The following is a 26,331-nucleotide window of genomic DNA, read 5'->3' on the forward strand; positions in this document are numbered from 1 at the left end:
AATAGTCATACTATTTATTTGGCCCTATATGAAATACTGTGGGTAATCAATTTTAATCCTTCGAAAAATTAATGGTTCTACTGCGAATTTAACTGTAAGCTACACGAGTTGTAATTTAAAGTATTTATCAAAATTATCATTTCTTTTTTACAAGCAAGCACATGGTGGTCTGTATTTCAATTGATTAGTCCCGGCGGGACGGCATATTAATAGCCAAGGATGTAAGTCCTTGGTTTAAAACAAATAGATATAATACAAATCCCCACAAAATCGACCTAATTGCATGCAATTGAGTCGATTTTGTGGGGATTTGTTTCGGTTTGTATCGTTTGGCGGATGGACTTACGTCCATCCCTATTAACATGCCGTCCCTCTGGGACTTCGAATTATAAATACTTAAATAACAGGTATTTATAAAATTAAGCGGATTAGATTTTTAATAGAAATTTTACATTTAAATAAAATTAGAACCAAATTAACAATCACTTAGCTTCAATTAAAACCATAGATTTTAAAACTACCCACACAAAATCATATAGAACCATTTATTTTATTTGGTCAGCAGAAAATATTTACTCTGCAACCTACATTTTTTATGTTTGAACAAAACTGAGGATGTAAGTCATTGGACAAGAATTCATGCAAGAATTAACCCTCAAACTGTAGTAAATATAATTGCTACCAACTTTAAAAAACTGAAAAATTCATTAAACTATTCAATTCCCCCTTACAATTATAAATAAGAAACTTTAAGCAACTACTTTGCGTTTATTATCGTTTGTAAGGAAAGATATAGAATGGAAATTATTTTTTTAGTGTTAATGTTTGGCTTTGTAATAACAAGATGTGATTAAACAGGAAATCATTCATGCTATGACAAATTCCTTGTTCATGACAATCAATGCCTTACTGTCTAAACAGCATTTGAAGGCTGCGATGGAAAAATTTATGGCAATGAATGTGAAGCCGCTAAAGAAGGAATTGGGCCAAAAGGAAATGCTAAACTGTATTATAAATTATAACTTTTGTCCAATACTATATCGATTTTATTTTAACCTGCGAGGAACAATGACTATAATTGCAGTTAATTATCAATTTTAATCTAAATTAAGGAGAATAACAGAACAATATTTCTTTTATTCAGAACAACATATATTATGAGAATACTACTTACACTTATAACCGTTTTCATTTTTGCAAATCATTTATTTGCTCAACCAACCACTGATTTTACAGCTGCACCGCTAGAGATTTGTGTTGGAGAAAATGTTCAATTTACAGATTTATCTACCTCATCTTCTGCAATAACAAGCTGGACTTGGGATTTTGGAGATGGTTCAACTTCTTCAAATCAAAACCCGTCGCACACGTATACAAATTCAGGTCTTTTCACAGTGATATTAACTGCTGTTAACGCCAATGGAGCATCACCAGAAGTGAAAATTAATTACATCACAGTCAATCCTCTTCCAAATCCATCATTCACGCCAAGCGTTATTGGAGGTTGCTCTCTGCCAAGTGTTGTTTCAATTAATAATGTCCTTCCTAATTCAGGAGTGACTTACCTTTGGGATTTCGGAAATGGAACGACATCAACAAGCGGAACTCCCGCAAATATCACTTATAATTCTGAAGGCGTTTATAGTATTACGCTTACAGTCACAAACACCACAACAGGTTGTGTAAATACTGTAGTTGAAACAATTAATATTTTTGATTACACAACAGATTTTTCAATTCCATCGGTTACAGGATGTGTTGGAAGTCCAGTGAATTTTGTCGACGCTTCATCACCCGGAACTGATAGTTGGAATTGGAATTTTGGAAATGGTTCTTCTTCAATTGACCAAAATCCATTTAACATTTACACTGCAGTAGGAACATATACAGTAACGCTTACCACAACAAATAGCGTTAATGGTTGTACGGATACGCATTCAGAAACAATTGAAATTTTTCAAGCTCCTACTCCATCATTTACTTTCAATCCTAATTCAGGTTGTGCTCCTTTAGATGTAACTTTTACAAATACAAGTAGCGGAATCGGTACTTTTAATTGGAGCTATGGTGATGGTGGTTCTTTTTCAGGAGAAAATCCTCCCCCATATCCATACACTTCCAATGGAGTTTACTCTGTTACTTTGACTCAAACAGATGTAAATGGCTGTTCTAGTGCTACAACACAATCAAATATTATCAATGTTTCTTCGATAATTGCAGAATTTGAGCCGGATATTGATAAAGGATGCGAAACTTTGAATGTCAATTTCACGGACTTATCTAGCTCTCCAAATGCAAGTGATCCGATTACAAGTTGGTTATGGGATTTTGGAAATGGAACCACATTTAATGGCCAAACTCCTCCAACACAAGCTTTCACCGAAGGCGTTTATGATGTTTCTTTAACAGTTACAACAAATGCTGGATGTAGTCAAACAGAAGTAAAAGTAGATACTATTGCTGTTGGAATAATTCCAAATGCTGATTTTTCATGGACTCCACCGCAAGATTGTGCGAAATCGAATTTTACATTTACTAATTTAACAACAGTCCCAGTTCCTACTAATTTTGGAGATTTCACTTATGCATGGGACTTTGGAGATGGTGGAACCTCAAGCGTTGAAAACCCAGGTTATCAATATCCATTAGATACTGGTAATTTTGATGTTCAATTAATCGTTAATTTTAGAGGTTGTCCAGATACTGTCACATATCAAGATGCCGTTTATGTTATTGCACCAATTGCATCATTTGGCGTGCTTTCTATTCATTGTAACCCAACTTTGCCGTTAGATGTTACTTTTAGTGATCAAGCCATAATTGGAGAAATTACAGACAATGCAGAAATGAAATGGAACTGGGGAGATGGTACATCAACTACTGTTACACCTCCAGGATTATATGCAAATAACCCAGGCCAAGTCACACATACTTATAACAATCTAGGTTCATATAATATAAAACAGGTTGTTCATAATTATACAACTGGATGCTCAGACAGTATCACCCGAACAATTCACCTTTCTAGTATCGAAGCCATGTTTCAAGTTTCAAATGATTCAGTTTGTGTGAATGATCAAGTAACATTCACCAATAACGGTACTAATTCAACCCATGGAATTACTAATAGCAAGTATAATATTGATAATGACACGATTATTAATAACGCAAACATTAATTATATTTACGATACACCTGGAACTTCTACTATCACATTCACTGTTACAAATGTTTTTGGATGTCAGGACAGCCAAGTATTTACAGATTTAGAAGTACTTGCTTTACCAGAAGCAAATATTTTAGCGTCTGATATCGCTGGTTGTAGCCCGCTTACGGTCACTTACACAAACAATTCTGTAAATCAAAGTGGTGTTCCAATTTCTACTTTTGATTGGACTTTCGAAGATGGTTCTACTCAAACAACGACAAATCTTAATCAAACGACAGACTACACGTTTACCGATACAGGAACATTTATAACTCAACTTCTTGTGACGGACGAATTTGGATGTGTTTCATCAATTGACACTGCGGCAATAGAGTTAACAAAACCTACTGCATTATTTGACGTTGCTGCAGTTGTTTGTAGCGACCAAGAGTTTACTGCGGTGAATAACTCGCTTGATTTTACATCATCAGAATGGTTTATTAATAATACTCCAGAATCAACTGACAGTAATCTTATAACTTCAATAAATCATTTAAGTTCTCCTAACGATTTGTCTTTTGCTGACAGTATAACACTTGTCGTTACAGATGCCAATGGTTGTATAGATTCTATTAAACAAGAAATAATCGTTTCAACTCCAAATGCTGAATTTGATTTTGTCTTTAGTGGAGCAAATATAAATGATCAAGGAAGCTTTGTTTGTCCTCCAGTTTTCACTGATTTAACTGACTTATCTGGTTCATACGGAAATATCACAAATTGGAATTGGGATTTTAGTGATGGAAAAACCTCTACTCTCCAAAGTCCAAATAATACTTATGTTTTTGCAGGAACCTACTCAGGAACACTAGTAATTACAGATGAATATGGATGTTCTGACTCCATTGTTTACGTAGATTATTTAACAATTGGAGGACCTTCAGGAGATTTGGAATGGGCTTTAAACAATCAATGTGAACAGGAGTATACTTTTACACCATCGAATCTTCAAGGTGTTACAGATATTTTATGGGTTATGGGAAATGGCGATACAATAAGTTCAATTGATGCGTTCAATTATGCTTATACTGGAGCTGGATCATACGTTCCAACGGCTACAATAATGAATGATGACAATTGTAATATTACATACATTTTAGATACGATTAAAGTAACTATAACGCCATTAAATCCATACTTCGAAATCAATCCAATGTCAATGAACTGGGGAGAACCTGCAACTATTACTGACTTCTCAACAGGTGGTTATGGTGGAATCGTTAATTGGTTCTGGGAAATTGAAGGAGGTGAATCTTTTAACAATAATGGAGAAGCTTATGATTACCTCTTCAATACAACTGGAGATATTACTGTTCAATTAACGGTAACTGATTCTGCTGGTTGTAAAGATACGTTTGAGGTAGTTGTAAATGTGATCGATAATTTGACTATCCCGAATATTTTAACACCAAATGGTGATGGAATTAATGATGTTTTCCGCTTGATTGATAACGTTTACAAAGATTATAAAGTAATCATTTTAAACCGATGGGGAAACCTAGTGAGTGAATCATTTATTATTGAAGGAAACTATTTGTGGGACGGTTTAAACAGAAACGGAAAGGAATGTACCGAAGGTGTTTATTTCTACAAAATTGATGGAAACCAAAGGAACGGAGAACCGAGAACAGAGCATGGTTTTGTTCATTTGGTAAGACAGTAATTGAGGTTGATTAGCTAGTGCTGTAATTCATATATTCCATCACTTATTTCACTACACTTTTTCCTTTATACTTCGTTAAAATTTTAAATCGTAACTATGGCTATGATTGAAAATTTTGCCTTGTATAAAGAAAAAAATGAAGCATAATTTAAGCACCTTTATTTATGAGTTACAGCACTATTCGTATTTTAATACTGAACCCTTTTTGATTGTTGCTGTACTGAAGCAAAACTAAATATCATGAGAATTATTCTAGCTATCTTATTGCTTACATTTCAATTCAGTGCTTCAGGTCAAGCAGACACATTAATTAATCAGCAAGAAAACAATAGAATTATCCAACTTCCTGACTGTGCGCATGGTCATATCTGTTGTCAAGTTGGCTGTTATTGTTGCCCTGGAAGTATCCGAATTGATCAAGTTCCACCTCCACTTGATTCAAGAACAGCTTATCCACAAAATGATAGTTTAACTTACAATCAATATGTAGGTGAAAACATTGCTGGATTCCACTTAGCGAATGGATGGAGAAGAGACACATTCAATGGCGGATTCAACAAAGAAATTTATACAAATCCTTATATTGAATCAACAAGATTTGATAAGCATTTAAGTAGTAACATAAAAGCGTTCAGATACGAAAACGGCAAACTTTACACGGGAAGAATTGAAGATACAATTTTAGTAAGCTTTACTCCTGATAAAATACGAGGATACCTTAGTGGTCAACCTTATTATGAATCAAAACAACTTACGGTTATACTAAGGGGAGACTGTGTAAATGGAATGATGCAAGGAAGAGGAATTCTCGCAGCTCAATTAGTCGGTTTTGGAATGTACAACAACCTTAAACTTGCGGAATGTAGTTTTGAAGATGGAGAAATTGTTGGGATGGTAAAAAACTGGGATCTCAATTCGGTAGAAATCGAAATTAGAAACAAGAAGGTTTACAGTAGAGAATCAACCAAAGATTATTTTGAGTTCACTAAATTATTGGAATTGACAGAAGTCACTTATGCTAAAGGAAGTTCAATTTGGATTGAAAGAACTGTTCATGAAAGAAATGAAAAAACGGGGAAGATTAAAGTGAGGACTGTAAAGAATTAGAATTAATTCAAGATGATAAATCAAATTTCATTTCTTTAGTAAAATCTATGAATTTGAATTATATTTATAAGAATTAACTAACTGTTTGAATTTTTATTCACTAATTTCCATACAGTTGAACACTTAATATTATGAAACTACTTTACATACTTTCCTATCTAATATTTCCATTTTTTATATTTGGTCAGTTTACAAGAAACAACATTCCACAAATGGGAGATAAAGGTTTTTTGTTTCACATTAATACTCCGGTTGATAAATTAGAGAATATCAATGGCCAAAATGTAACCTGGGATTATAGTAATCTTTATTTAGCAGCTTCAACACCTTGTGAAATAGAAGTTATGCTGCCTGAAGACGCATCATATTCTCCATATATGTATGATCCTGCCTTTGTAGAAAACACAGATAAATATGCAATAAGTATAAAATACACTTACGGAGGAGCAAGAATGACATTCTATAATTATCCACAAGGTAATGCAGAATACTGCCAAGGATTTGCTTACCAAGGTGCCTTCTCACCTAATACGCTTGGCGATTTAGTAACAGAGTTTGCAATCCAACCAGAAAAGGTGTTTGAATTTCCGTTTAATTATGGTGACGCAATCTATCAACCAATTAAGGGCAATACAGGTTTTGATTGGGGATTAGAACATGTTGCTTCTCAAGGAAAATCTTCATCAAAAGCAGATGGAAAAGGAACTTTAAAATTGGGGCAGAACATAGAGTTTAACAATGTTTTGAGACACCAATTAATAGACACCATAAACATCAGTAACAATGAGTATAATGTCATTTACAGAGAAATTTATTCCTATTACAACTTCACAAAAAGTAAATTCCCATTATTCATCTATTCTAGTGTAAAGTTTGGAAAAAACAATGGAATATGGAATGAAGTCATTGCGGTTTTCACTTCTGAACACAAGACAGCCAATGTTGATAAGAATAATTTGGAAACAATAAAAATATATCCCAATCCAGTAAAGAATTATTTGAACCTCGAAATTCCATTTTTAAAAGTTTCAGCAAATATTGATATCTTGGATAATCTAGGTAAATCAGTTTTAAAGTCAAAAATTTCTAATCAAAATTCAAAATTAGATTTGAGTAAATTAAATTCAGGAATTTATTTTATGAAAATTGAGATTAATGGATTAGATAAAATGATGAAGATAATTAAGAGATAAAATTGAGCTTAAACGATTCCTTTTCCAAGCTGCTTCTTTTCCCCAAATTGTATAAATGCAATTTCGTCTTCGCATGGCCAGGGTGTTTAGCAAATCGCTCAGAAGTATAATATCCACTAGCCACCATACTCTCTCGAAAATCATTATTTTCGCAACTCCAAAATAAAAAAAATGAAAATCCCCACAATTGCCATAAAACTCAACAAAGCCGGCGAAAGAGCCGTAAAACAAGGTCATCCTTGGGTATTTGAACAAAGTATTGAAAAAGCTCCAGATAAAAATACTGTTGCGGGTAGTTTGTGTGTAATTTTCGATCAACGAACCAACAAACCAATCGCTTTTGGGTTATGGGATCCTAAAGAAATCATTCGTATTAAAATCATTTTTCAAGGCAGCCGCTTACAATTGAATACCGAATTTTGGAAATCTCAATTAAAAGAAGCGCATTCGAAAAGACAAAATTTAATCGATAAAGGAATTACTGGTTACAGAGGAATTCATGGAGAAAACGATAGTTTCCCAGGATTAATCCTAGATGTTTATGCGAAAGTCGGAGTACTGAAAATCTATTCTGACATCTGGAAACCTTACATCGAAGTGTTGATGAAAGAAATCCAAAGTTTGCATGGTTTAGAAACGCTTATCATCCGATTCAGTAGAAAAGTAGGTCAAAACAATACTTTCCCATACAAAGAAGGACACATAATTGGTGAAGCATTGTCCGACGAAAAAGTAGAATTCGAAGAATACGGAGTGAAATTTTACGCTTACACCCAATCTGGACACAAAACAGGGTTCTTTTTGGACCAAAGACCAAACAGATTATGGGTACAGCAAAATGCCAAGAAAAAGAAAGTATTGGATGTATTTAGTTATGTCGGTGGATTTGGAATCCATGCATTAAAAGGTGGAGCAGAATCCTTGACTTCAATTGACATAAGTCAACAAGCGATGGATGTAGCAGCAGAAAACATCGAACTCAATAAGCTAGACAAATCAAAATGGACACCCATTGCAGCAGATGCATTCGTTGCCATGAACGAATTAATAGAAAATAAGGAAGAATTCGATATAGTCATCATCGATCCACCCTCATTCGCCAAACAAGCCAGCGAAGTAAATAGCGCATCCAACCAATATGAAAGACTAGCGAGACTAGGCAGGGATTTAACCAAAAAACATGGTAAACTTATCCTTGGTTCATGCTCTAGTAGAATCAGTTTAGGAGAATTCGAAGAAATTCATAAAAGTGCGAGCATAACAGCAGGAAATGGCTGGAAGTATATGCATTTTACGCTGCATGATGATGATCACCCGATTGGATTTGCGGAAGGGAATTATTTGAAGACTATTTTTTATGAGAAGAGGGTTTAGGATAATTATCAATTGACAATTAAAACATGTACCTCTAGAAATAATATTTTGACCATTTTGTTGACTTCAACGAAATGGTCATTTTTTTTCTAAAAATTATGTCGACGACCTCCCCAATCACTTTGTAGGTGATTTTAATGACAAAAACCACTTCCTACCTAAGTGAAAAGTGGCCCTAAACATCTAACTATCATTCCCAATCAATTTGCTTTTCCAATAAATTCCACCTATCTTCAATAAACAATACCATTAAAAACCAACAATATTAAATTATTTTAACCAACACCTTCTGTTAATTATTTTATCCATACATTTGTATGGAATAATTAAGAGAAATAAATCAAATCCTCTCATGGATATATCTTTTAATGACAATAAACTGAGAAAGTATGCTAATAATGACTCACAAGCTATAAAGAAGTTAGGTCAAAGAAGAGCAAAGTTGTACAAGCAGCGACTTGATGATTTATTCGATGCACAAACCCTTGAAGAAGTTCGCTATTTACCTGGAAACTTCCATGAGCTAACTTCAGACCGGAAAGGACAGTGGGCTTGCAACTTAGATCATCCTTACAGATTAATCTTTGAGCCTCATGAATCTCCAATTCCTATTAACGAATCAGGTAAATACATCTGGATTGAAATTAAGGGAGTAGAGATTATTGAAATAGTAGATTATCATTAAATAATAACAAAATGGCCATTAAGAAAAACGAATATAACCCAGAATCGATATCTCACCCAGGCTTTACTTTGGCTGAAAAGCTAGAAGAATTGAGAATGGGCAATAAGGAGTTTTCTGTAAGAGTAAATAAACCTGAAAAGACAATTACAGCGGTAACCAAAGGACAAAGCTCGATTACAGCTGAGATGGCTGTGAAATTTGAAGATGTCTTAAAAATACCTGCATCATTCTGGTTAACCAGACAAAGCAGGTTTGATGAATACAAGGCACGAATCAAAAGACAAAAAGATATTGAGAATGCTGTTGAATGGTCAAAAGGTTTTCCTTATGCAAAAATGGCAAGCCTTGGCTGGGTAAAATCTACGAGAATCAATGAAGAAAAAGTTATGGCTTTATTTAATTTTTTCGGTGTCTCAGATCATAATGCATGGAAATCTTATTATTATGACCAAGAATTAAAAGTAAGTTTTAGAATATCTCTTGCACATACAAATGAATCGAAAGCAGTTTCCGCATGGTTAAGAGAAGGAGAATTGAGAGCAAAAACACTTGAAATCCCTCTATTTGATCCTATTCTATTAAAGAAGTCACTTCTTAAAATAAAAAGTTTAATGGCTGAACATCCAGAGCACTTTTTTGAAGATTTACAAAGGATTTGTTTTGCCGCGGGTGTTGCTGTATTATATACTCCATGCTTACCGAAAGCTCCCGTAAATGGATCTACAAGATGGCTTGGTGATACACCTTTAATTCAATTATCAGCAAGATACAAAACCAACGATAAGTTTTGGTTTACATTTTTCCATGAAGTTGGACACATACTTTTACATGGTAAGAAATACATTTCAATTGAAAATATAAACTACGGAAATCAAGATTTAGAAAAAGAAAAAGAAGCTGATGAATTCGCAGTTGAACATACATTTTCAAAAGAGGAAGAAGCAGAAGTTATCAATTCGTTTCCTTTGGAATCCGATGATATTATCAATTTTGCTAAAAAATTCAATACCCATCCCGCAATTATAATTGGCAGACTTCACAAAAGGGAATTAATCCATTATAGTGAAGGAAGAGAGTTCATTGAATCAATTGATTTGGAAAAAAAAAGTTACATTACACATTAAAAAAATGAAATCCCTAGAAGAAATTCTTAATCTTAAAAATGTAAAGAGCACTTCTGTCAGAATTGTCGTTTTACAACATCTTTTAAGTCAAGAAAAGGCGGTTTCATTAAAGGATATTGAAAACGAATTGACTTATACTGACAGGAGTTCCATATTCCGAACTTTAAAAACCTTTGAGAAAAACAAGGTAATTCATAGTATTGAAGACGGTTCCGGCATGACTAAATATGCTGTTTGCTCGGAGGATTGTAATTGCGACCCGGAAGATTTACATTTCCATTTTTACTGTTCAAATTGTAGTAAAACTTTCTGCCTTTTGGATCTTCCTATTCCAAACATTCAACTGCCTGAAAACTTCATACTGCAACAAGCTAATTTTGTCATAAAAGGATTATGCAATAATTGCAACAAATAATCTTTGCAATCGAGTTGCACTGAAGCTTTACTAATATTGTTCTATTCATAAAATCAGAATAGACAAATGGAAAAAACAATTTTTGAAATCTCTAAAATGGACTGTCCTTCAGAGGAAAATCTAATCAGAATGAAACTGGATGAGATTTCCAATATTGCACATTTGGATTTCAATATTGCCAATCGAAAATTGACCGTTTTCCACACCGGTAATCTAGATGAAATAGAAGAATCTATCATATCACTTAATTTGGGTGGTAAGAAAATATCGACGGAACAAACCGATCAAACCAGCTTTCAAGAACAAAAGAGCCAACGTAAATTACTTTGGATAGTTCTCTGGATCAACTTCTCGTTTTTTATTATCGAAATGACAACAGGAATTATTTCAAAATCTATGGGACTCATTGCCGATAGTTTGGATATGCTGGCTGACAGTTTCGTTTATGGAATAAGTCTATTGGCCGTTGGTGGAACAATAATCAAAAAGAAAAAGATTGCAAAACTTGCTGGGTATTTTCAAATTATACTTGCAATAATTGGATTTGGAGAAGTTTTAAGAAGGTTTTTTGGTGCAGAACAACTTCCCGACTTTCAAACCATGATTATTGTTTCAATTTTAGCGCTTATTGCAAACAGTGTTTGTCTATTCATTTTACAATCTTCAAAAAGCAAAGAAGAAGCCCACATGAAAGCAAGTATGATATTTACTTCCAACGATATAATCATAAATACAGGAGTAATAATCGCTGGAATCCTTGTGAATTGGCTGGGTTCAAACAAACCTGATTTAATAATTGGAACAATCGTTTTCGCTTTAGTAATTCAAGGAGCATTTAGGATATTAAAATTGAGTAAATAAGAATTAAAACTTCTCCATTGATCAAAGCCCATCCAAATCCCAACTTTTCAAAAAGCCAAAAAAAAACACCAAGACACTAATTATCAATTGTTAATTTTCAATTCTCAATTCAAAAAACCGTATTTACAACATCACCCCAATCTTTATCCCTCCCCATTTCGCAGAACCGCCAGTTTTAAATTCTCGTGTAACCAACGCACCAGAATATTCGAAATAAAAAGATTTAAGTCTCATTACTATTCCATAATTGAATTGTCCAGTGAATCTTTCAATACCGTCTGCAGAGATAACATAAGGGCTTTTTCTATTGAAAACACCTCCTTGTAAAGTCGCATCATAGCCTATAATGTTAATTAATGGCTGTGCAAAAACATAAAAGTTAAAATTATTTTTACTTTTTATTGACGAAAATGGAGAGTTTAAAATTCCGATTGTGGCATTTATTCCAATAGACCCATTTGTAAATAGAGTTCCTACTTTTCCATTGGCATTGGCTTGGATTGAGAAGAAATCACGGAATCTAACAAGCTGTTTTTCATAACCAAAACCATAGTTTAGAACAACATCATTCTGTATTTGATTAGGCCAGCCCAAAGGCGTTTCACTATCTGTGACTTTATGAATTCCGACTTGAATTTCTTCACCCAAAGCAGCTTGACCAATCATTCCAATAATAAAAGACGATGTGAATCTACTTGCTTTTATGGTATCAGTTGAGATCACAAAACTCTTCAACATAAGCGTCGCTGAAAATGGTCTGTCACCTAACTGTATTTCTGGAACGAAATATCTGTCGGGCGTAAAACTATTGTGTTCAATAGCTAAACCATATCGAGTTTCAGTATTTTTAGGCTTAAAAAACAAATAATTAATTGGATTTTTTTTAAGAAATGGAGAGACTAATTCCAAACTAAAGCCTTGTGTATAATTCTGATCTGTCCCAACAAAAAGATCGTTATCGTAATTAAAGCGTAAATATTGAGTAGTTGGAACATCCCGAAAAGAGGATAGATTATCGATTCTTTGGCCAAAACTTGAAGGAATTGAAATATTTAATAACAAAAAGAAGATTAGACAATTTTTCATATAATACTTACGTGAGAAACATTAAACTGGATTTAAATCCTCGTTTCTTTTTTAAAAATTGAGCCTAATTTAAGCGATAAGAATTAAGAAACCAAGAGAGGCTTCACATCAATTAAAAATCTAAATATCAACAAGTTAACGGATTTAAAAAAATCTATTTAAGCTGCTTTTTCATCTCTTTTCTTAATGTATAATTCCTGAACCAAAATTATTACAATTACCATAATCGGAGTAGCCAACAATAAGCCCCAACCTCCTGTTAATGAACCTATCAATATCTGAGCGAGCAAAATAAGTGCAGGTGGAATATTCACTAGTTTTTGTTGAACCAATGGAGTTATAAAATTACTTTCAATGATTTGAATTAAGACATATAATCCGACTATAATTGCAGCAGTTGTTGGACTTTCCATAAGACCTACAAGAGCAGCTGGAATTAGCGCTATTATTGGTCCAAAATTGGGTATAAAACTAAGTAAACCTGCTATTATTGCCAAGACCAGCCACATCGGAACACCGATTATTGCCAATCCAATTGCAGTCATAACTGTAACTACTAGCATAGAAAACAACTTACCTTTCAACCATTTTTGTAAGTTTTCTGCAATTTTATTGAGCACATCCTTCCCTTTTGGTTGACCCTTTTTAGGAATTAGTTGAATTACACCTTTCTTATAGATTTGTGGAGAAATTGTAAAAAAGATCCCTATAAACAGGACAACATAAACATCACCGAGAACTCCAAACGTACTTTTGAAAAATGTTCCCGCTAATTCTTGTATTTTTTTAGTCGATCCAGATGAAGATACTCTGTTGATGATTTTACTGCCAAATTCATTTTCATTTATAGCTTCCTTTACTTTTTGATATGTTTCTGGCAATGCTTTGCTCAACTCCATCGATTGACTTTGCAATTTTGCGCCAATTAAAAAGAATAAACCAGCAGCAATAATTAAAATTCCTACAAAAGATATCGCCAAACAAATTCCTTCCTTCCACTTGGTTTTACGGCATATAAAATCGCTTATTCCTCTAAAGAAAATGGCCACTAAAGCACCAGCTAAAATAAGAATGAAAATATTGAATGTTGTTTTAATTAGCAAAAGTAGCACTATAATTAACGCATAAATACTTGCCTTAATCCATACTTTTTTCTGATAACTGATCTCATTTGTAGTGTTTTCCATATTTTTTTGTTATTATAAATTAGTTCCTACTTTCTCAAATCTTAAAATGAAAACTAATTATTCTAAGTAAACGTTTTGTGAAAATTTAAAAATAATAAAAATAGTAGCTGAAAGATATCTCACGTTCACAAAAAAACGCAAAGAAAAATATCAATTATTACAATTAATCTGATTTTGATTATATCTTGCATATACAATGGAAAACAAAACAGATGTAATCGTTATTGGAGCAGGATTATCAGGCTTAACTGCTGCTAGAAAATTAGAAGAAGCAGGCTATTCTGTTAAGGTGATAGAAGCCAGAGAACGCGTTGGTGGAAGGAGTTTTACCCATCATTTAGCAGACGGCCAAGTTTTAGATTTGGGTGGTCAATGGATTGGACCTACGCAAACTAAAATGTATGAATTATGCAAAGAATTGGATTTAGAGCTTTATCCAACTTATAATGAAGGAAAAATAATCTTGTATGATAATGGCAAGAAAACATTAATGGGTTCAAACAATGGCGCATTACCAAAATTGAATGTTTTTGTTTTGTTGGGCTTAGGATTGACCATTAAAAAAGTAGAACGTTTAGTCGAACAAATTGATCTAGATGAACCTTGGAATCACCCAAAAGCTAAAATTTGGGATGGAGAAACGTTAGATTCTTGGATAAGAAAAAACACTAAAATCAAGAAGGTTAGAGAATACTTTAACATCGTATCTGAAGTTGTTTTCTCAACAGAAGCAAGGGATATTTCATTCTTACACTTCCTTTTTTATATAAAATCGGGCAGCGGAATGGACAATCTTTTAAATATAGATGAAGGAGCTCAAAAAGAAAGAATTATCGGTGGAACACAGGAAATCAGTGTTCGATTAGCTAAAAAACTAAAAGGAGAAGTATTTTTTAATAATCCGGTTACTAGAATCGAGCAATCTGAAACAGGGATTAAGGTTTTCTCAAGAGAACAATTTTGGGAAGCAAAAAAAGTCATCGTAACACTACCTCCTACGCTAGCTGGACGCATAACTTATCAACCGCCACTTCCAGGAATGCGTGATCAATTAACGCAAAGAATTCCAGCTGGTTCAGTTATCAAAATTCAAGTAATTTACAAAACACCTTTTTGGCGAAAAGAAGGATTAACTGGACAAGCCGTTAGTTTTACTGGACCAATAAAAATAGTAATGGACAACTCTCTACCGAATGATTCCAGAGGAGTTTTGGTAATGTTTATGGAAGCAAATGACGGCCGAGAAGCTTCCGAATGGTCGATTGAAAAAAGAACCCAAAAAGCCATAGAATGTTTGGTTATTTACTTCGGACAAAAAGCAGCAGATTATTTGGAATACGTGGAAAAAAACTGGTGTGACGACGAATACACGCGCGGTTGTTATGGCGGACATTTTACCCCTGGAGTTTGGACAGGCTATGGCAAACATTTAAGAAAACCGATACAGCATATCCATTGGGCTGGCGCAGAAACCGCAACTGTTTGGAATGGCTATATGGAAGGAGCTGTGCGTTCTGGAGAAAGAGCAGCTGCGGAGGTTGTGGAGATTCTTTGTGGTTAAAGTGGTTAAAGCCTCGCACCGACATTCAAGCCATTTTATTACACCATCCCTCTGGGATTTTTGAACATTATTTTTACTATAACCATGGATTAAAATCCATGGCTATATTTACACCATCCCTCTGGGATTCTAAAAAACCAATTAATTTTCACAAGTAAAATCCAAAAAAGGCCGACAACCTTTACAGCGCCGACCTTCTATATTCTCTAATAATTTCAAACTATATTCTAAAAAGAAGATTAAGTTAACCAAAGCAATGCTTCCTCACTCTCTAATTCAGTCCTCTGGCTTTTATCATTGGCTCAATAGAAGGTGCTCTTCCACTCCAATCTTTATACAAAGCGTCATAGTCAAGTGTATTTCCTACAGAAAGCACCATATCTCTAAAACGCTGACCATTTTCTCTTGTTAGTCCTCCATTGTTTTCAAACCAAACATAAGCGTCGTGGTGCAACATTTCTGTCCATAAATATGAATAGTATCCAGCTCCGTATCCTCCAGCAAAAATGTGTGAGAAATATGTTGATCTATATCTTGGGTTAACCGCATGAACTTTATCCAAACCATATTTAGCCAATGCATCTTTCTCAAATTGATTCGCATCTTTGTCTTCAGTATCTGCTGAAATTGTGTGCCATTCGTAATCTAAATTTGAAGCCGCTAAATTTTCTGTGATTCCATAACCTTGATTAAATGTTCCTGCAGCTTTTATTTTAGCTAATAATTCAGCTGGAATTACTTCTCCAGTTTCATAATGCAAAGCGTAATTCTTTAAGATTTCAGGATGCGTTGCCCAATTCTCATTGAACTGAGAAGGAAATTCAACAAAATCTCTTGCTACATTTGTTCCAGATAAACTTGGATATTTTTGATTGGCAAAGAAACCATGTAAAGCATGTCCAAACTCGTGGAACATTGTTACAGCATTGTCAAAACTCAACAAAGTTGGTTCTCCTTCTGCTGGTTTTGGATAATTACAAATGTTATAAATCACTGGTTTTGTTCCAAACAATTCGGATTGTCCAACGAAATTACTCATCCAAGCTCCTCCTCTTTTGCTTTCTCTTGAATAGAAATCAGCGTAGAATAAACCTAATTCTTTTCCATCTTCTTCGAACAATTCATAAACCAAAACATCTTCATGATAAGTAGGAATATCAGTTCTTCTCTTGAAAGTAATTCCATATAATTTTTGAGCTGCGAAGAAAACTCCATTCTCCAAAACAGACATCATTTCAAAATAAGGTTTGATTTCTTCTTCATCTAAATCATATTTTGCTTTTCGCACCATTTCAGCATAATAATTCCAGTCCCAAGCTTCAAGATTTCCTTCTTGACCTTTACTGTGCATCATTTCTTCAATCATCGTTGATTCCTCTTGTGCTTTTTCAATTGCAGCAGGAATCAAACCATCAAAAAATTCACGTACATTTTCTTTGTTCTGAATCATTGTCTTCTGCAAACTCCAATCTGCATAAGTTTCAAAACCAAGTAACTTCGCTTTTTCGGCTCTAGCTTTTGCAATATCCACTAATATAGTTTTGGTGTCATTCTTAGAACCATCTGCTCTCTTCCAAGCATTTTCGAATACTTGCTTGCGCGTTGCTCTAGTTTCTAAAGAAACCAAAGTTGGCTGTTGAGTAGTGTTTTGAATTGGAATTTTATAAGCTCCATCTTCCGTTTTAATTGAACGCAAAGAGGATTCACTCATTCCTTTTAGTTTTTCTTTATCCTTTATAATCAAAGCACCTTCATTGGTGGCAGCTAAAAGAACTTTTCCAAATTCAGCAGAAAGAGAAGCTAATTTTGAGTTGATAGCTTTCAATTTATCTTTCGCTTCACCTTCTAATTCAGCTCCTGCAATGACAAAATCTTTGTAATATTCGTCCAGTAATTTAGCCGACTCTGCATCAAGTGATAATTCCTCTTTTTTATCATGCAAAGTTTTAATGCGTTTGAATAAATCGGCATTCAAATAAATTTCATCATTTAACTCCGAAAATTTAGGCGCTAAATATTGATTCAAATCTTGTAAAGTGTCATTTGTATGTGCTCCTGTTAAAGCATAAAAAACGTTTGTTGCTCTACTTAATTGTTGACCACTTTTCTCTAATGCAACAATTGTATTATCAAAAGTAGGATGCTCTTTTTGATTAATTATAGCATTGATATTCTCTCTTTTTAAGCGAATCCCTTCAAAAATAGCTGGTTCAAAATGCTTATTTTTAATATTCGCGAAGTCAGGAGCAAAATATGGCAAAGTACTAATCTTTACTAACGGATTATCTGCTAAATTTTCTTTCATTGTCTTTTTTGGTGCTGTTGCTTCGTCCTTATCGGCGCAATTAGTTAAGCTTATGGCCGCTAAAGCAAACAGGATTAAACTTGATTTTTTCATTTAATTGAGCTTTTAGTATTTTTACTTTTGATAAAGATAATAGAAAGAATGGTGGTGAGCAAATTGTCCTTATTATGAATTTAGTTTTACGGAAATTTATACTTTCTGAACTCAATTAATAGCAATTTAATTACCTTGCTCAGTCTTTACTTAAAGTCTTTTCCTATGAATAAATTACTGTTAATTTTCTTCTTATTTATAATTCTCAACGCGTGTCAAACACAAGAAAAAGTGAAAGACCATGAAACTTACACCTATCTACAAGTCTGTTTCGAAGATTATTATCTCAACTACGATGTTGAAATAACGCCTTTGCTGGATGAATTCGAAGTTTTGCTTTTAAAAGAAGGTCATATCACCGATACCACTGGTGAAGCTTACAAAAACTTATTCGACAGTTTGGCGGTCAATGATTACTTTAAGCCACCTTTGAAAAAAGAAGATTTCAATAACACAGTTTTATATAAAAACCCATCGAATATTATTGAATGCGCGGAAACTCTATTTTCGGTAGATTCAATTCAAATAGTAAAGACAAACTTTTCTAAAATTGCGAGTAAAATCAATCACGAAATCGAAAAAGGTGAAGACATTTCTATTCATTATTTCTTCGATTTGTACAAACGTGAACTTACTGATGATGAAATAAGAGCGCCTTATATAAAGCAATCTGTTTTACTTTTGTTATATCGATGGTATTTTAAGAGTAAATATGATCGAGATATGAAAATTGAGGACACTCAAGGTTCAAAGAAATAAAAAGACACGTCAATATATTCTAGAATCACGCTAATTGGATTCAAAAATGTATCTTTGTTGAAAATTATTCAATTATGAGACTCGCTCAAATAGCCAGAAAATTAAAAGTAAAGACTTCTGAAGTTGTTGCTTTTGTTAATCAAAAATTTGAAGATCAAATTGTACATGCTCCAAACACAAAAATTCCTGATGCTTATGTAAATGACATCATTGAGCACTTTACAGTTGAATCTGAAATAGAAAGCGAGGTAGAAATTTCTCCAGAACCTACTCTAATTCAAGAACAGAAAGAAGAAATTCAAGAAGTTAAGGGTGTTGATGTAGAAACGACAAAGGAAATTGTTTCTGATAATAATGATGAACAAGCTGAAGAAATTGATTCTGACATTAATACGGAAAATTCAGAAAAGGCAGAAGATTCGGAAGAAATTGAAGAATTAAATATTGAAGATGGAGTAATCAAAGCTCCAAAAGCTGAAGTCAAAGGAATTAAAGTTGTTGGTAAAATTGAATTACCTGGCGACAAAATTGAAGAAACTGAATCGGAAATTGAATCAGAAGAAGTAACAGATCTTGAATCAGAGGAAACTGTTGAAGAGAGCGCTGACATTAATTTGAGTGAAGTTGAACAGCAGGCTGATGTTGATACTGAAAAACTTGAAGAATCTACCACAGAAAAAGTAGGTTTAGAAACCTCTATTAAAGAGGAAAAACAAGTTGAGCCAGAAAAAAAACAAATTAAAAAGAAGGTTCAAGAACCTAAGAAAAGCAATAAAAATAGAAAATCGCTTACTTATGAAGAGGAACGTAATCTATCTCAAAAAGAGTACAGAGACGAGCTTCAGAAGCAGAAAGCAGTTGATAAAAAGAAAAAGAAAGCCAACTATGATCGCATGATTCAAGAGCGTTCAGTTAAAAATACACCGAAGAAATCTAAAAGTAAGAAAGACGTTAAGGAAACTCCAAAACCTGCTTCGAAAAAAGCAGTTGAACAAAAGGAGGAGCCAAAAACGCTTTGGGGTAAATTTATTCGTTGGCTTAATAACTAATTATGTTTTCAAAAGAAGAACAAAAATCATTAAACGCAGCATTTTGGACAAGGTTCAAAGAACAAGCTGGAGTAAATAAAAGCGCAAACGGAAAACGCGTAAATTGGGTAAACTACCCTACGCACCTCAAACAGTTGTATGTAAGATTACATGCTGATACAGAAATTGCGAAATTATCAATCGACATTCAAGCCAAAAATGAAGGAGTTCGTTTGATAATTTGGGAACAAATGACAGAACTCAGAAAAGTAATGGAAGCAGAAATGATTACTCCAGGACTTTGGGAAGAAACTTCTCAAAATATTGCTGGACAAACAATCTCAAGAATTTCATGGACTTTGGAAGACGTAAATATGTACGTGAAAGAAGACCAAGACAAGATTTTCGGTTTCTTTATTCCTTTACTGGTAGGCTTCGATAAATTCTATACGACTTACGACGAAGTTTTGATTGGACTGGTAAGGTAAATAATTACGAATTATTTAATTACGAATTACGAATTATTAAAAAATTATAATTTTGTAAGCTAGTGCGAGATTGTTTCTCGTAGTCTTACAAAATTTTATTTTTTAGCTTAAAAGTATCTAAAACCAACAAATTCTTAGAAAATTAGGGCTTTAATCGTCTATTTCGATTATTTTTAACGCACAATAATTTCAAACTATGGCGATTTCAAAAAAAGAACTAGATTTCAACAAGAATGAAGATGCAATGCGTCTTAAGATATCCCAACTAGAGCGTGAGCTGGCAAAGGTTTACGAAGGTGGTGGAAAAGCAAAAATAGAAAAACATCATAAAAAAGGAAAGCTTACAGCACGTGAGCGAATTGATTTATTGCTTGACAAAGACACTTACCGTTTCGAAGTAGGTGCATTTGCAGGGAAAGACATGTACAAAGAACATGGCGGTTGTCCTGCGGGAGGAGTTGTCATAAAAATCGGATACGTTTCTGGAAAACAATGTATAGTTGTTGCCAATGATGCTACAGTAAAAGCTGGAGCTTGGTTTCCAATCACTGGAAAGAAAAATTTAAGAGCGCAAGAAATTGCAATGGAAAACAATCTTCCAATTATATATTTAGTCGATTCAGCAGGAGTTTATCTTCCAATGCAAGATGAGATTTTTCCAGATAAAGAACATTTCGGTCGTATTTTTAGAAATAATGCCGTTATGAGTTCAATGGGAATTACACAAATCGCTGCCGTAATGGGAAGCTGTGTTGCCGGAGGAGCTTATTTACCTATCATGTCTGACGAAAGTTTAATCGTTAACAAAACAGGAACAATTTTCTTGGCTGGTTCTTATTTGGTAAAAGCCGCAATTGGTGAAAGTATCGACAATGAAACTTTAGGTGGAGCAACTACGCACACTGAAATTTCAGGAGTTTGTGATTACAAATCTGAAAATGATGAAGAATGCTTAAAAACCATTCGTGAATTAATTAGTCAAATCGGTGCACCACAATCTGCTGGATTTGATAAAAAAGAAGCTGTATTACCAAAGAAGGATTTAAAAGATATTTACGGTATTCTGCCAAAAGAAAGAACTAAACCTTATGACGTTCGTGAAGTAATCGAATGCATTGTGGATGATTCAAAATATACTGAATACAAAGAGGATTACGGAAAAACAATCGTTACTGCTTATGCAAGAATCGATGGTTGGAGCGTAGGAATTGTTGCTAATCAACGTCTATTAGTGAAAAACGGAAAAGGCGAAATGCAATTTGGTGGAGTTATTTACTCAGATTCTGCAGATAAAGCAGCCCGATTCATAATGAATTGTAATCAGAAAAACATTCCACTTGTCTTCTTACAAGATGTTTCTGGATTCATGGTAGGTTCAAAAAGTGAACAAGGTGGAATCATTAAAGACGGAGCGAAAATGGTGAGTGCAATGGCAAACTCAGTTGTGCCTAAATTTACTGTCGTGATGGGGAATTCCTACGGAGCGGGAAACTACGCAATGTGCGGAAAAGCTTACGATCCAAGATTAATGTTGGCTTGGCCTACTGCCGAATTAGCGGTAATGAGTGGCGCTTCAGCTGCTAAAACATTAATGCAGATTGAAATGGCTTCTTTAAAATCTAGAGGAGAAGAAATTTCGAAAGAGAAAGAACAAGAAATGTATGACGCTATTAAAAACCGTTACGACGAACAAATTAGTCCATACTATGCAGCTTCTCGAATTTGGGTAGATGCTATTATCGATCCTGCTGAAACACGAAATATTATTGCTTTAGGAATTGAAGCTGCAAATTTAAAACCAGCAGAAAAACCATATAACGTAGGCGTAATACAAACATAAAAATCAATGAATATGCTGAATTGGCAATTTAAACATTACAATGACCTTTCCTTAAATGAGTTCCATGACATTCTCGCATTGAGAATAAAAGTTTTTGTGGTGGAACAAAATTGTCCTTATCAAGAATTGGATGGAAAAGATAAAAAATGTTACCATCTAATTTGTAGAAACGGTAAAGGAGATTTGGTTGGAACAATGCGAATTTTACCTCAAGGTGTTGCTTATAATGACATCGGATTGGGTAGAGTTGTATTGGCTAAAGAAGAAAGAGGCGAAAAAGAAGGTCATCAAATGATTGAAGAAGCGCTTGCTTTTTGCAGGGATGAATTTGGAGATGTTCCCGTTTATCTTTCTGGTCAAAAACACCTTGAAGCATTTTACAATAAACATAAGTTTAAATCTACAGGAAAAGAATACTTAGAAGATGGAATTCCTCATGTAGAAATGTGTTTAAAAATTAATAATTAAGAAAATAAACCAAATGAAAATTATAAACAAAACTTTATTATTCGTTGCAGGAGCTTCACTTTTAGCTTCATGTGGAACGTCTAAAAAAGACACAAAAGAAATTAGTCAAAATGGTCTTTACACAATTAATGTAGACTATTTAGATAAATCAACAGCGCCAACAGCTGACTTTTTTCAATATGCAAATGGAACTTGGATTAAAAACAATCCTGTACCTGCATCAGAATCTCGTTGGGGAAGTTTCAATGAATTAGATCAGCGCAATAAAGAAAAACTGACTATCATATTGGATGAAGCATGTTCTGTAGATGCTGGAAAAGGAAGTGATCTTCAAATTATTGGTGACTACTATGAAGCCATGAAGGACATGGATATGAGAAATGAAGTAAGTCCAAAGAAGATTTTTATGATTAAGGAGGAATTATCAAGATTAACTGATATTTCTACCTTACCAAAAACTGTTCTGATGATGAAGGAAAAAGGTATTGGTGCTTTTTCAAGTTTATATGTAGGACAAGATCTTAAAAATGTAAACGTGAATACGCTTTATCTTTCACAAGGAGGTTTAGGTTTACCAAACAGAGATTATTATTTTGACGATTCGAAAGCCGACATCAGAGATAGTTACTTAAAATACATGACCATTGCTTTCGAATTATTTAATTTTAGTGACCCAGAAAATCGTGCAAATGAAGTTTTGAAATTTGAAATGAAAATGGCAGAATCAATGATGAAGCCAGCAGAATTAAGAATTCCTGAAAACACTTACAACCCAATTGATATAAATGATGTAGATCAAATCGCTAACTTTATTGACATCAAAAATATTGTTTCAAAATATTCAGGAGACAATAGAATAGAACACGTTATTGTTGGTCAACCAGAAAACTTAAAGTTTATTTCTCAAATAATAACAGAAGAGAAATTCGAAACCGTTAAGAACTACATCGCTTGGAAATACATCAATCACTACGCTCCATATATGGACGATAAAATGGTACGTGTTAACTTCGACTTTTACGGAACAACGCTTTCAGGAATTAAAGAAATGAAGCCAATGAACGAAAGAGCAATTGAAGAAATGACCAATAAAACGGTTAAAACTGCATTAGCGAAAGAATTCGTAGCACGTCACTTCTCTGAAGAAGCAAAAACTAAAGTCAATACTATGGTTGATAATCTTCTTGCGGTTTATGAAGAAAGAATCAACAATCTAGATTGGATGACGGATGAAACAAAAACAGAAGCCCTAAAGAAGTTAAATGCAATAGGACGTAAATTAGGATATCCTGATAAATGGAAAAGTCTTGACAGATTAGAGATTAAAAACAATGATTATCTAGCAAATATTGATGCTTGTAACCACTTCTCTTATAAAGAAAACATGTCGAAACTAGGTAAGCCTGTTGACAAAGATGAATGGGGAATGCCGGCCCACATGGTAAATGCATATTACCATCCTTTATTGAATGAAATTGCTTTTCCTGCTGGAATTATGCAAGCTCCATTTTTTGACGTAAATGCTGAAGACGCTGTTAACTATGGTGGAATTGGAATGGTAATCGGACATGAGTTTACACATGGATTTGATGATATGGGAAGTAAATTTGCTGCCGATGGATCATTTACTAACTGGTGGTCTGATGAAGACAGAGAAAACTTTGAAGAAAGAACAGAACGTTTAGGAAAAACTTTTAGCAACTTCTGCCCTATTGAAGGTCACTGTGTAAATTCTGAATTAACAATGGGTGAAAATATTGCAGATTTAGGTGGAATCACAATGGCTTATTATGCTTATGCGATGACGAATGAATTTAAAAAAGACGAAAAAAGAGAAGGATTTACTCCGGCTCAACGTTTCTTCTTGGCTTATGCGCAATTGTGGAAAATCAATTATACAGATGCTGAATTGAAAAAACGTTTAGCAACAGATTCTCACAGCCCAGGAAAATACCGTGTAAACGGACCATTGATGAATTCTCCAGAATTCTTTAAAGCATTTAATGTGCAAGAAGGAGACGCAATGCGTAAAAACGAGAAAGAGATTTCTAAAATTTGGTAATTCTTTTTTACCGTGAAAAAAATAATTGTAATTGCAGGACCTACAGCAAGCGGAAAAACTTCCCTTGCTGTGGCTTTGGCAAAACAATTGAAATGCTCAATCATATCAGCAGATAGCCGACAGTTTTACCAAGAACTTTCAATCGGAACTGCAAAACCAACTCCTGAAGAAATGGATGGAGTTCCCCACTACTTTATCGATTCACATTCTGTCGAAAATCCAGTATCTGCTGGTCAATTCGAAAAACAAGCATTAAATAAAGTTGAAGAACTTTTTGAATCAGATGACACTGTAATTATAGTTGGAGGATCTGGAATGTTTATCAATGCTTTGATTTATGGCACTGATCAATTGCCTCATGATCCTGAAATACGTAATTTTTGGAATCAACAATTAGAAGAGAAAGGAATTGAATTTCTTCAAGACAAACTCAAAGAAGTTGATTTAGCTTATTACAATGAAGCAGATATTAAAAATCCTGTTCGTTTAATTCGTGCTTTAGAAATTCATGAAATCACAGGTGAGCCTTTTTCAAAATTACGAAAGCAAAACAGCAAGACTCCTCGTTTTGAAACACATTATTTCGTAATCGATCACCCAAGAGAAGAACTTTACAGCCGCATTAATCAACGTGTAGAAATCATGATTGAAAATGGTTTAGTTGAGGAAGTTAAGGCGAATAAGCAATACAGAAATCTCCAAACTTTAAACACTGTAGGATATAAAGAGATCTTTGAATTTTTAGATGGTGACATTTCCAAAGAAAGAGCGATTGAACTTATCCAGCAAAATACCCGAAGATATGCCAAACGGCAATTGACTTGGTTTAGAAAAGTAGATGATGCTATTTGGATTAAACCTGCAGCAACAGAAGAGCTGGTTAAAACAATTCTTTCTGCCATAGCATAGATAATTTCATTACTTCCATTTTATTTTTGATTAAATAGTTAGAATTCTATATATTTGATAGAAACAATTGAAATGAAATATTTTACCTTAACAATTCTACTGGTGCTATTTTCTTTTGCTTCTTGCAAGAAAAAAGAACTTGATTTTAAGTTTTCTGGAAATATAAAGGACTCGAACAGCGGATTAAACGTTCCAAATGCTACTATTAAATACTACACCTATAGTTTAGGAAATAATGTTGAAGCTTTAAAAGGAGAGGCACAAACCGATGCTTTAGGAAATTATGAAGTAACTATAGAGCGCTCAAAATTTGAAACTTTAAAAATTAAGGTAACAAAAGAAAACTATTTCAAAGTTGATGAATCTTATTCTATTGATGACTTAACTACCGAAAATTCAAACGAAATCAATTACAGTTTAAGTCCTAAATCATGGACCAAATTTGTTTTGAAAAATGGAATGCCTGCTAGTGCCGGCGATGAATTAAAAATTCAAAAGGTTTCAGGAAAAATCGATTGTGATGAATGTTGCGCTAACGAAACAACCTATTATAACGGCGTTGTTGACACCATAGTGATTTGTCCAAACGATGGAGGAAAAAGTATGAAGATTTTTTGGTGGGTGAATGGCAATGACATGAACGGTGAAGAGGTAATCAATAATATTCCTTTTGATACGACTACGGTAACGATTGCATATTAGATTTGGGTTTACAAATAGGATTTGGAATATTTGGAATATTCAATAAACAAGCATCAATGTATTTGGACGATTTACAAATCGTCCGTACATTGTCCCTCCGATTTGAATTCTTGAATTTTTGAATCCTTGAATCCTTGAATTCTTGAATTCATGAATATTTCACTCGCTACATTTTGTCATTCAATTAAATAATCTTTATCTTTGCACTCCAAT

Annotated in this window: 20 protein-coding genes; 17 read left to right on the plus strand and 3 right to left on the minus strand. The window is 33.9% G+C overall.

Annotated features, from left to right (window positions below; genetic code table 11):
• The first annotated feature begins 1,157 nt into the window (after positions 1-1,157).
• The 8 genes from ERX46_RS11635 to ERX46_RS11670 all read left to right on the plus strand — a co-directional run bounded on the left by ERX46_RS11635 (position 1,158) and on the right by ERX46_RS11670 (position 11,630).
• A complete protein-coding gene (locus ERX46_RS11635; RefSeq protein WP_130094041.1) occupies positions 1,158-4,871 on the plus strand; it encodes a PKD domain-containing protein in 3,714 nt (1,237 codons plus the stop codon).
• Between the two features lie 240 nt (positions 4,872-5,111).
• The gene (locus tag ERX46_RS11640) at positions 5,112-5,978 is read left to right on the plus strand and encodes a hypothetical protein (RefSeq protein WP_130094042.1); all 867 of its coding nucleotides are present in this window, start codon (positions 5,112-5,114) and stop codon (positions 5,976-5,978) included.
• Positions 5,979-6,109: 131 nt separating this feature from the next.
• Entirely contained in the window at positions 6,110-7,171 is a 1,062-nt protein-coding gene (locus tag ERX46_RS11645; RefSeq protein WP_130094043.1) for a T9SS type A sorting domain-containing protein, read from the plus strand.
• Between the two features lie 171 nt (positions 7,172-7,342).
• Positions 7,343-8,545: a class I SAM-dependent rRNA methyltransferase gene (locus ERX46_RS11650; RefSeq protein WP_130094044.1), complete on the plus strand. Its 1,203-nt coding sequence runs from the start codon at positions 7,343-7,345 to the stop codon at positions 8,543-8,545.
• Between the two features lie 352 nt (positions 8,546-8,897).
• Positions 8,898-9,230, plus strand: a complete 333-nt coding sequence (locus tag ERX46_RS11655) for a type II toxin-antitoxin system RelE/ParE family toxin (RefSeq protein WP_130094045.1) — start codon at positions 8,898-8,900, stop codon at positions 9,228-9,230.
• Between the two features lie 11 nt (positions 9,231-9,241).
• A complete protein-coding gene (locus ERX46_RS11660; protein ID WP_130094046.1) occupies positions 9,242-10,354 on the plus strand; it encodes an ImmA/IrrE family metallo-endopeptidase in 1,113 nt (370 codons plus the stop codon).
• A 4-nt stretch (positions 10,355-10,358) separates the two neighbouring features.
• Positions 10,359-10,769, plus strand: a complete 411-nt coding sequence (locus tag ERX46_RS11665; RefSeq protein ID WP_130094047.1) for a Fur family transcriptional regulator — start codon at positions 10,359-10,361, stop codon at positions 10,767-10,769.
• Positions 10,770-10,835: 66 nt separating this feature from the next.
• Entirely contained in the window at positions 10,836-11,630 is a 795-nt protein-coding gene (locus ERX46_RS11670) for a cation transporter (protein WP_130094048.1), read from the plus strand.
• A 123-nt stretch (positions 11,631-11,753) separates the two neighbouring features.
• Here ERX46_RS11670 and ERX46_RS11675 read toward each other — a convergent pair whose 3' ends face one another.
• Together ERX46_RS11675 and ERX46_RS11680 are read right to left on the minus strand one after the other, a co-directional pair.
• The gene (locus ERX46_RS11675; RefSeq protein ID WP_130094049.1) at positions 11,754-12,716 is read right to left on the minus strand and encodes a lipid A deacylase LpxR family protein; all 963 of its coding nucleotides are present in this window, start codon (positions 12,714-12,716) and stop codon (positions 11,754-11,756) included.
• Between the two features lie 158 nt (positions 12,717-12,874).
• A complete protein-coding gene (locus ERX46_RS11680) occupies positions 12,875-13,903 on the minus strand; it encodes an AI-2E family transporter (RefSeq protein WP_130094050.1) in 1,029 nt (342 codons plus the stop codon).
• A 196-nt stretch (positions 13,904-14,099) separates the two neighbouring features.
• Between ERX46_RS11680 and ERX46_RS11685 the strand changes: the two genes are divergently transcribed.
• The gene (locus ERX46_RS11685; protein ID WP_130094051.1) at positions 14,100-15,464 is read left to right on the plus strand and encodes a flavin monoamine oxidase family protein; all 1,365 of its coding nucleotides are present in this window, start codon (positions 14,100-14,102) and stop codon (positions 15,462-15,464) included.
• A gap of 271 nt (positions 15,465-15,735) precedes the next feature.
• On the opposite strand, the gene ERX46_RS11690 is transcribed toward ERX46_RS11685, so the two are convergent.
• Entirely contained in the window at positions 15,736-17,862 is a 2,127-nt protein-coding gene (locus ERX46_RS11690) for a M3 family metallopeptidase (protein ID WP_130094052.1), read from the minus strand.
• Positions 17,863-18,027: 165 nt separating this feature from the next.
• Between ERX46_RS11690 and ERX46_RS11695 the strand changes: the two genes are divergently transcribed.
• From ERX46_RS11695 to ERX46_RS11730, 8 genes are all read left to right on the plus strand, one after another.
• Positions 18,028-18,621, plus strand: coding sequence for a hypothetical protein (locus ERX46_RS11695; protein ID WP_130094053.1), 594 nt, complete (start codon positions 18,028-18,030; stop codon positions 18,619-18,621).
• Positions 18,622-18,695: 74 nt separating this feature from the next.
• Positions 18,696-19,670, plus strand: coding sequence for a hypothetical protein (locus ERX46_RS11700; protein ID WP_130094054.1), 975 nt, complete (start codon positions 18,696-18,698; stop codon positions 19,668-19,670).
• Positions 19,671-19,672: 2 nt separating this feature from the next.
• The gene (locus ERX46_RS11705) at positions 19,673-20,137 is read left to right on the plus strand and encodes a DUF4268 domain-containing protein (RefSeq protein ID WP_130094055.1); all 465 of its coding nucleotides are present in this window, start codon (positions 19,673-19,675) and stop codon (positions 20,135-20,137) included.
• 196 nt (positions 20,138-20,333) lie between these two features.
• A complete protein-coding gene (locus ERX46_RS11710; RefSeq protein WP_130094056.1) occupies positions 20,334-21,977 on the plus strand; it encodes an acyl-CoA carboxylase subunit beta in 1,644 nt (547 codons plus the stop codon).
• A gap of 12 nt (positions 21,978-21,989) precedes the next feature.
• Positions 21,990-22,445, plus strand: coding sequence for a GNAT family N-acetyltransferase (locus ERX46_RS11715; RefSeq protein WP_165366220.1), 456 nt, complete (start codon positions 21,990-21,992; stop codon positions 22,443-22,445).
• A gap of 13 nt (positions 22,446-22,458) precedes the next feature.
• Positions 22,459-24,507, plus strand: coding sequence for a M13 family metallopeptidase (locus ERX46_RS11720; RefSeq protein WP_130094058.1), 2,049 nt, complete (start codon positions 22,459-22,461; stop codon positions 24,505-24,507).
• Positions 24,508-24,519: 12 nt separating this feature from the next.
• On the plus strand, positions 24,520-25,416 hold the full coding sequence (gene miaA / locus ERX46_RS11725; RefSeq protein ID WP_130094059.1) for a tRNA (adenosine(37)-N6)-dimethylallyltransferase MiaA: 897 nt from the start codon (positions 24,520-24,522) through the stop codon (positions 25,414-25,416).
• 72 nt (positions 25,417-25,488) lie between these two features.
• Positions 25,489-26,118: a hypothetical protein gene (locus tag ERX46_RS11730; protein ID WP_130094060.1), complete on the plus strand. Its 630-nt coding sequence runs from the start codon at positions 25,489-25,491 to the stop codon at positions 26,116-26,118.
• The last annotated feature ends 213 nt before the right edge of the window (positions 26,119-26,331 follow it).

Source organism: Brumimicrobium glaciale, assembly GCF_004152935.1.
GTDB lineage: Bacteria > Bacteroidota > Bacteroidia > Flavobacteriales_D > Crocinitomicaceae > Brumimicrobium > Brumimicrobium glaciale.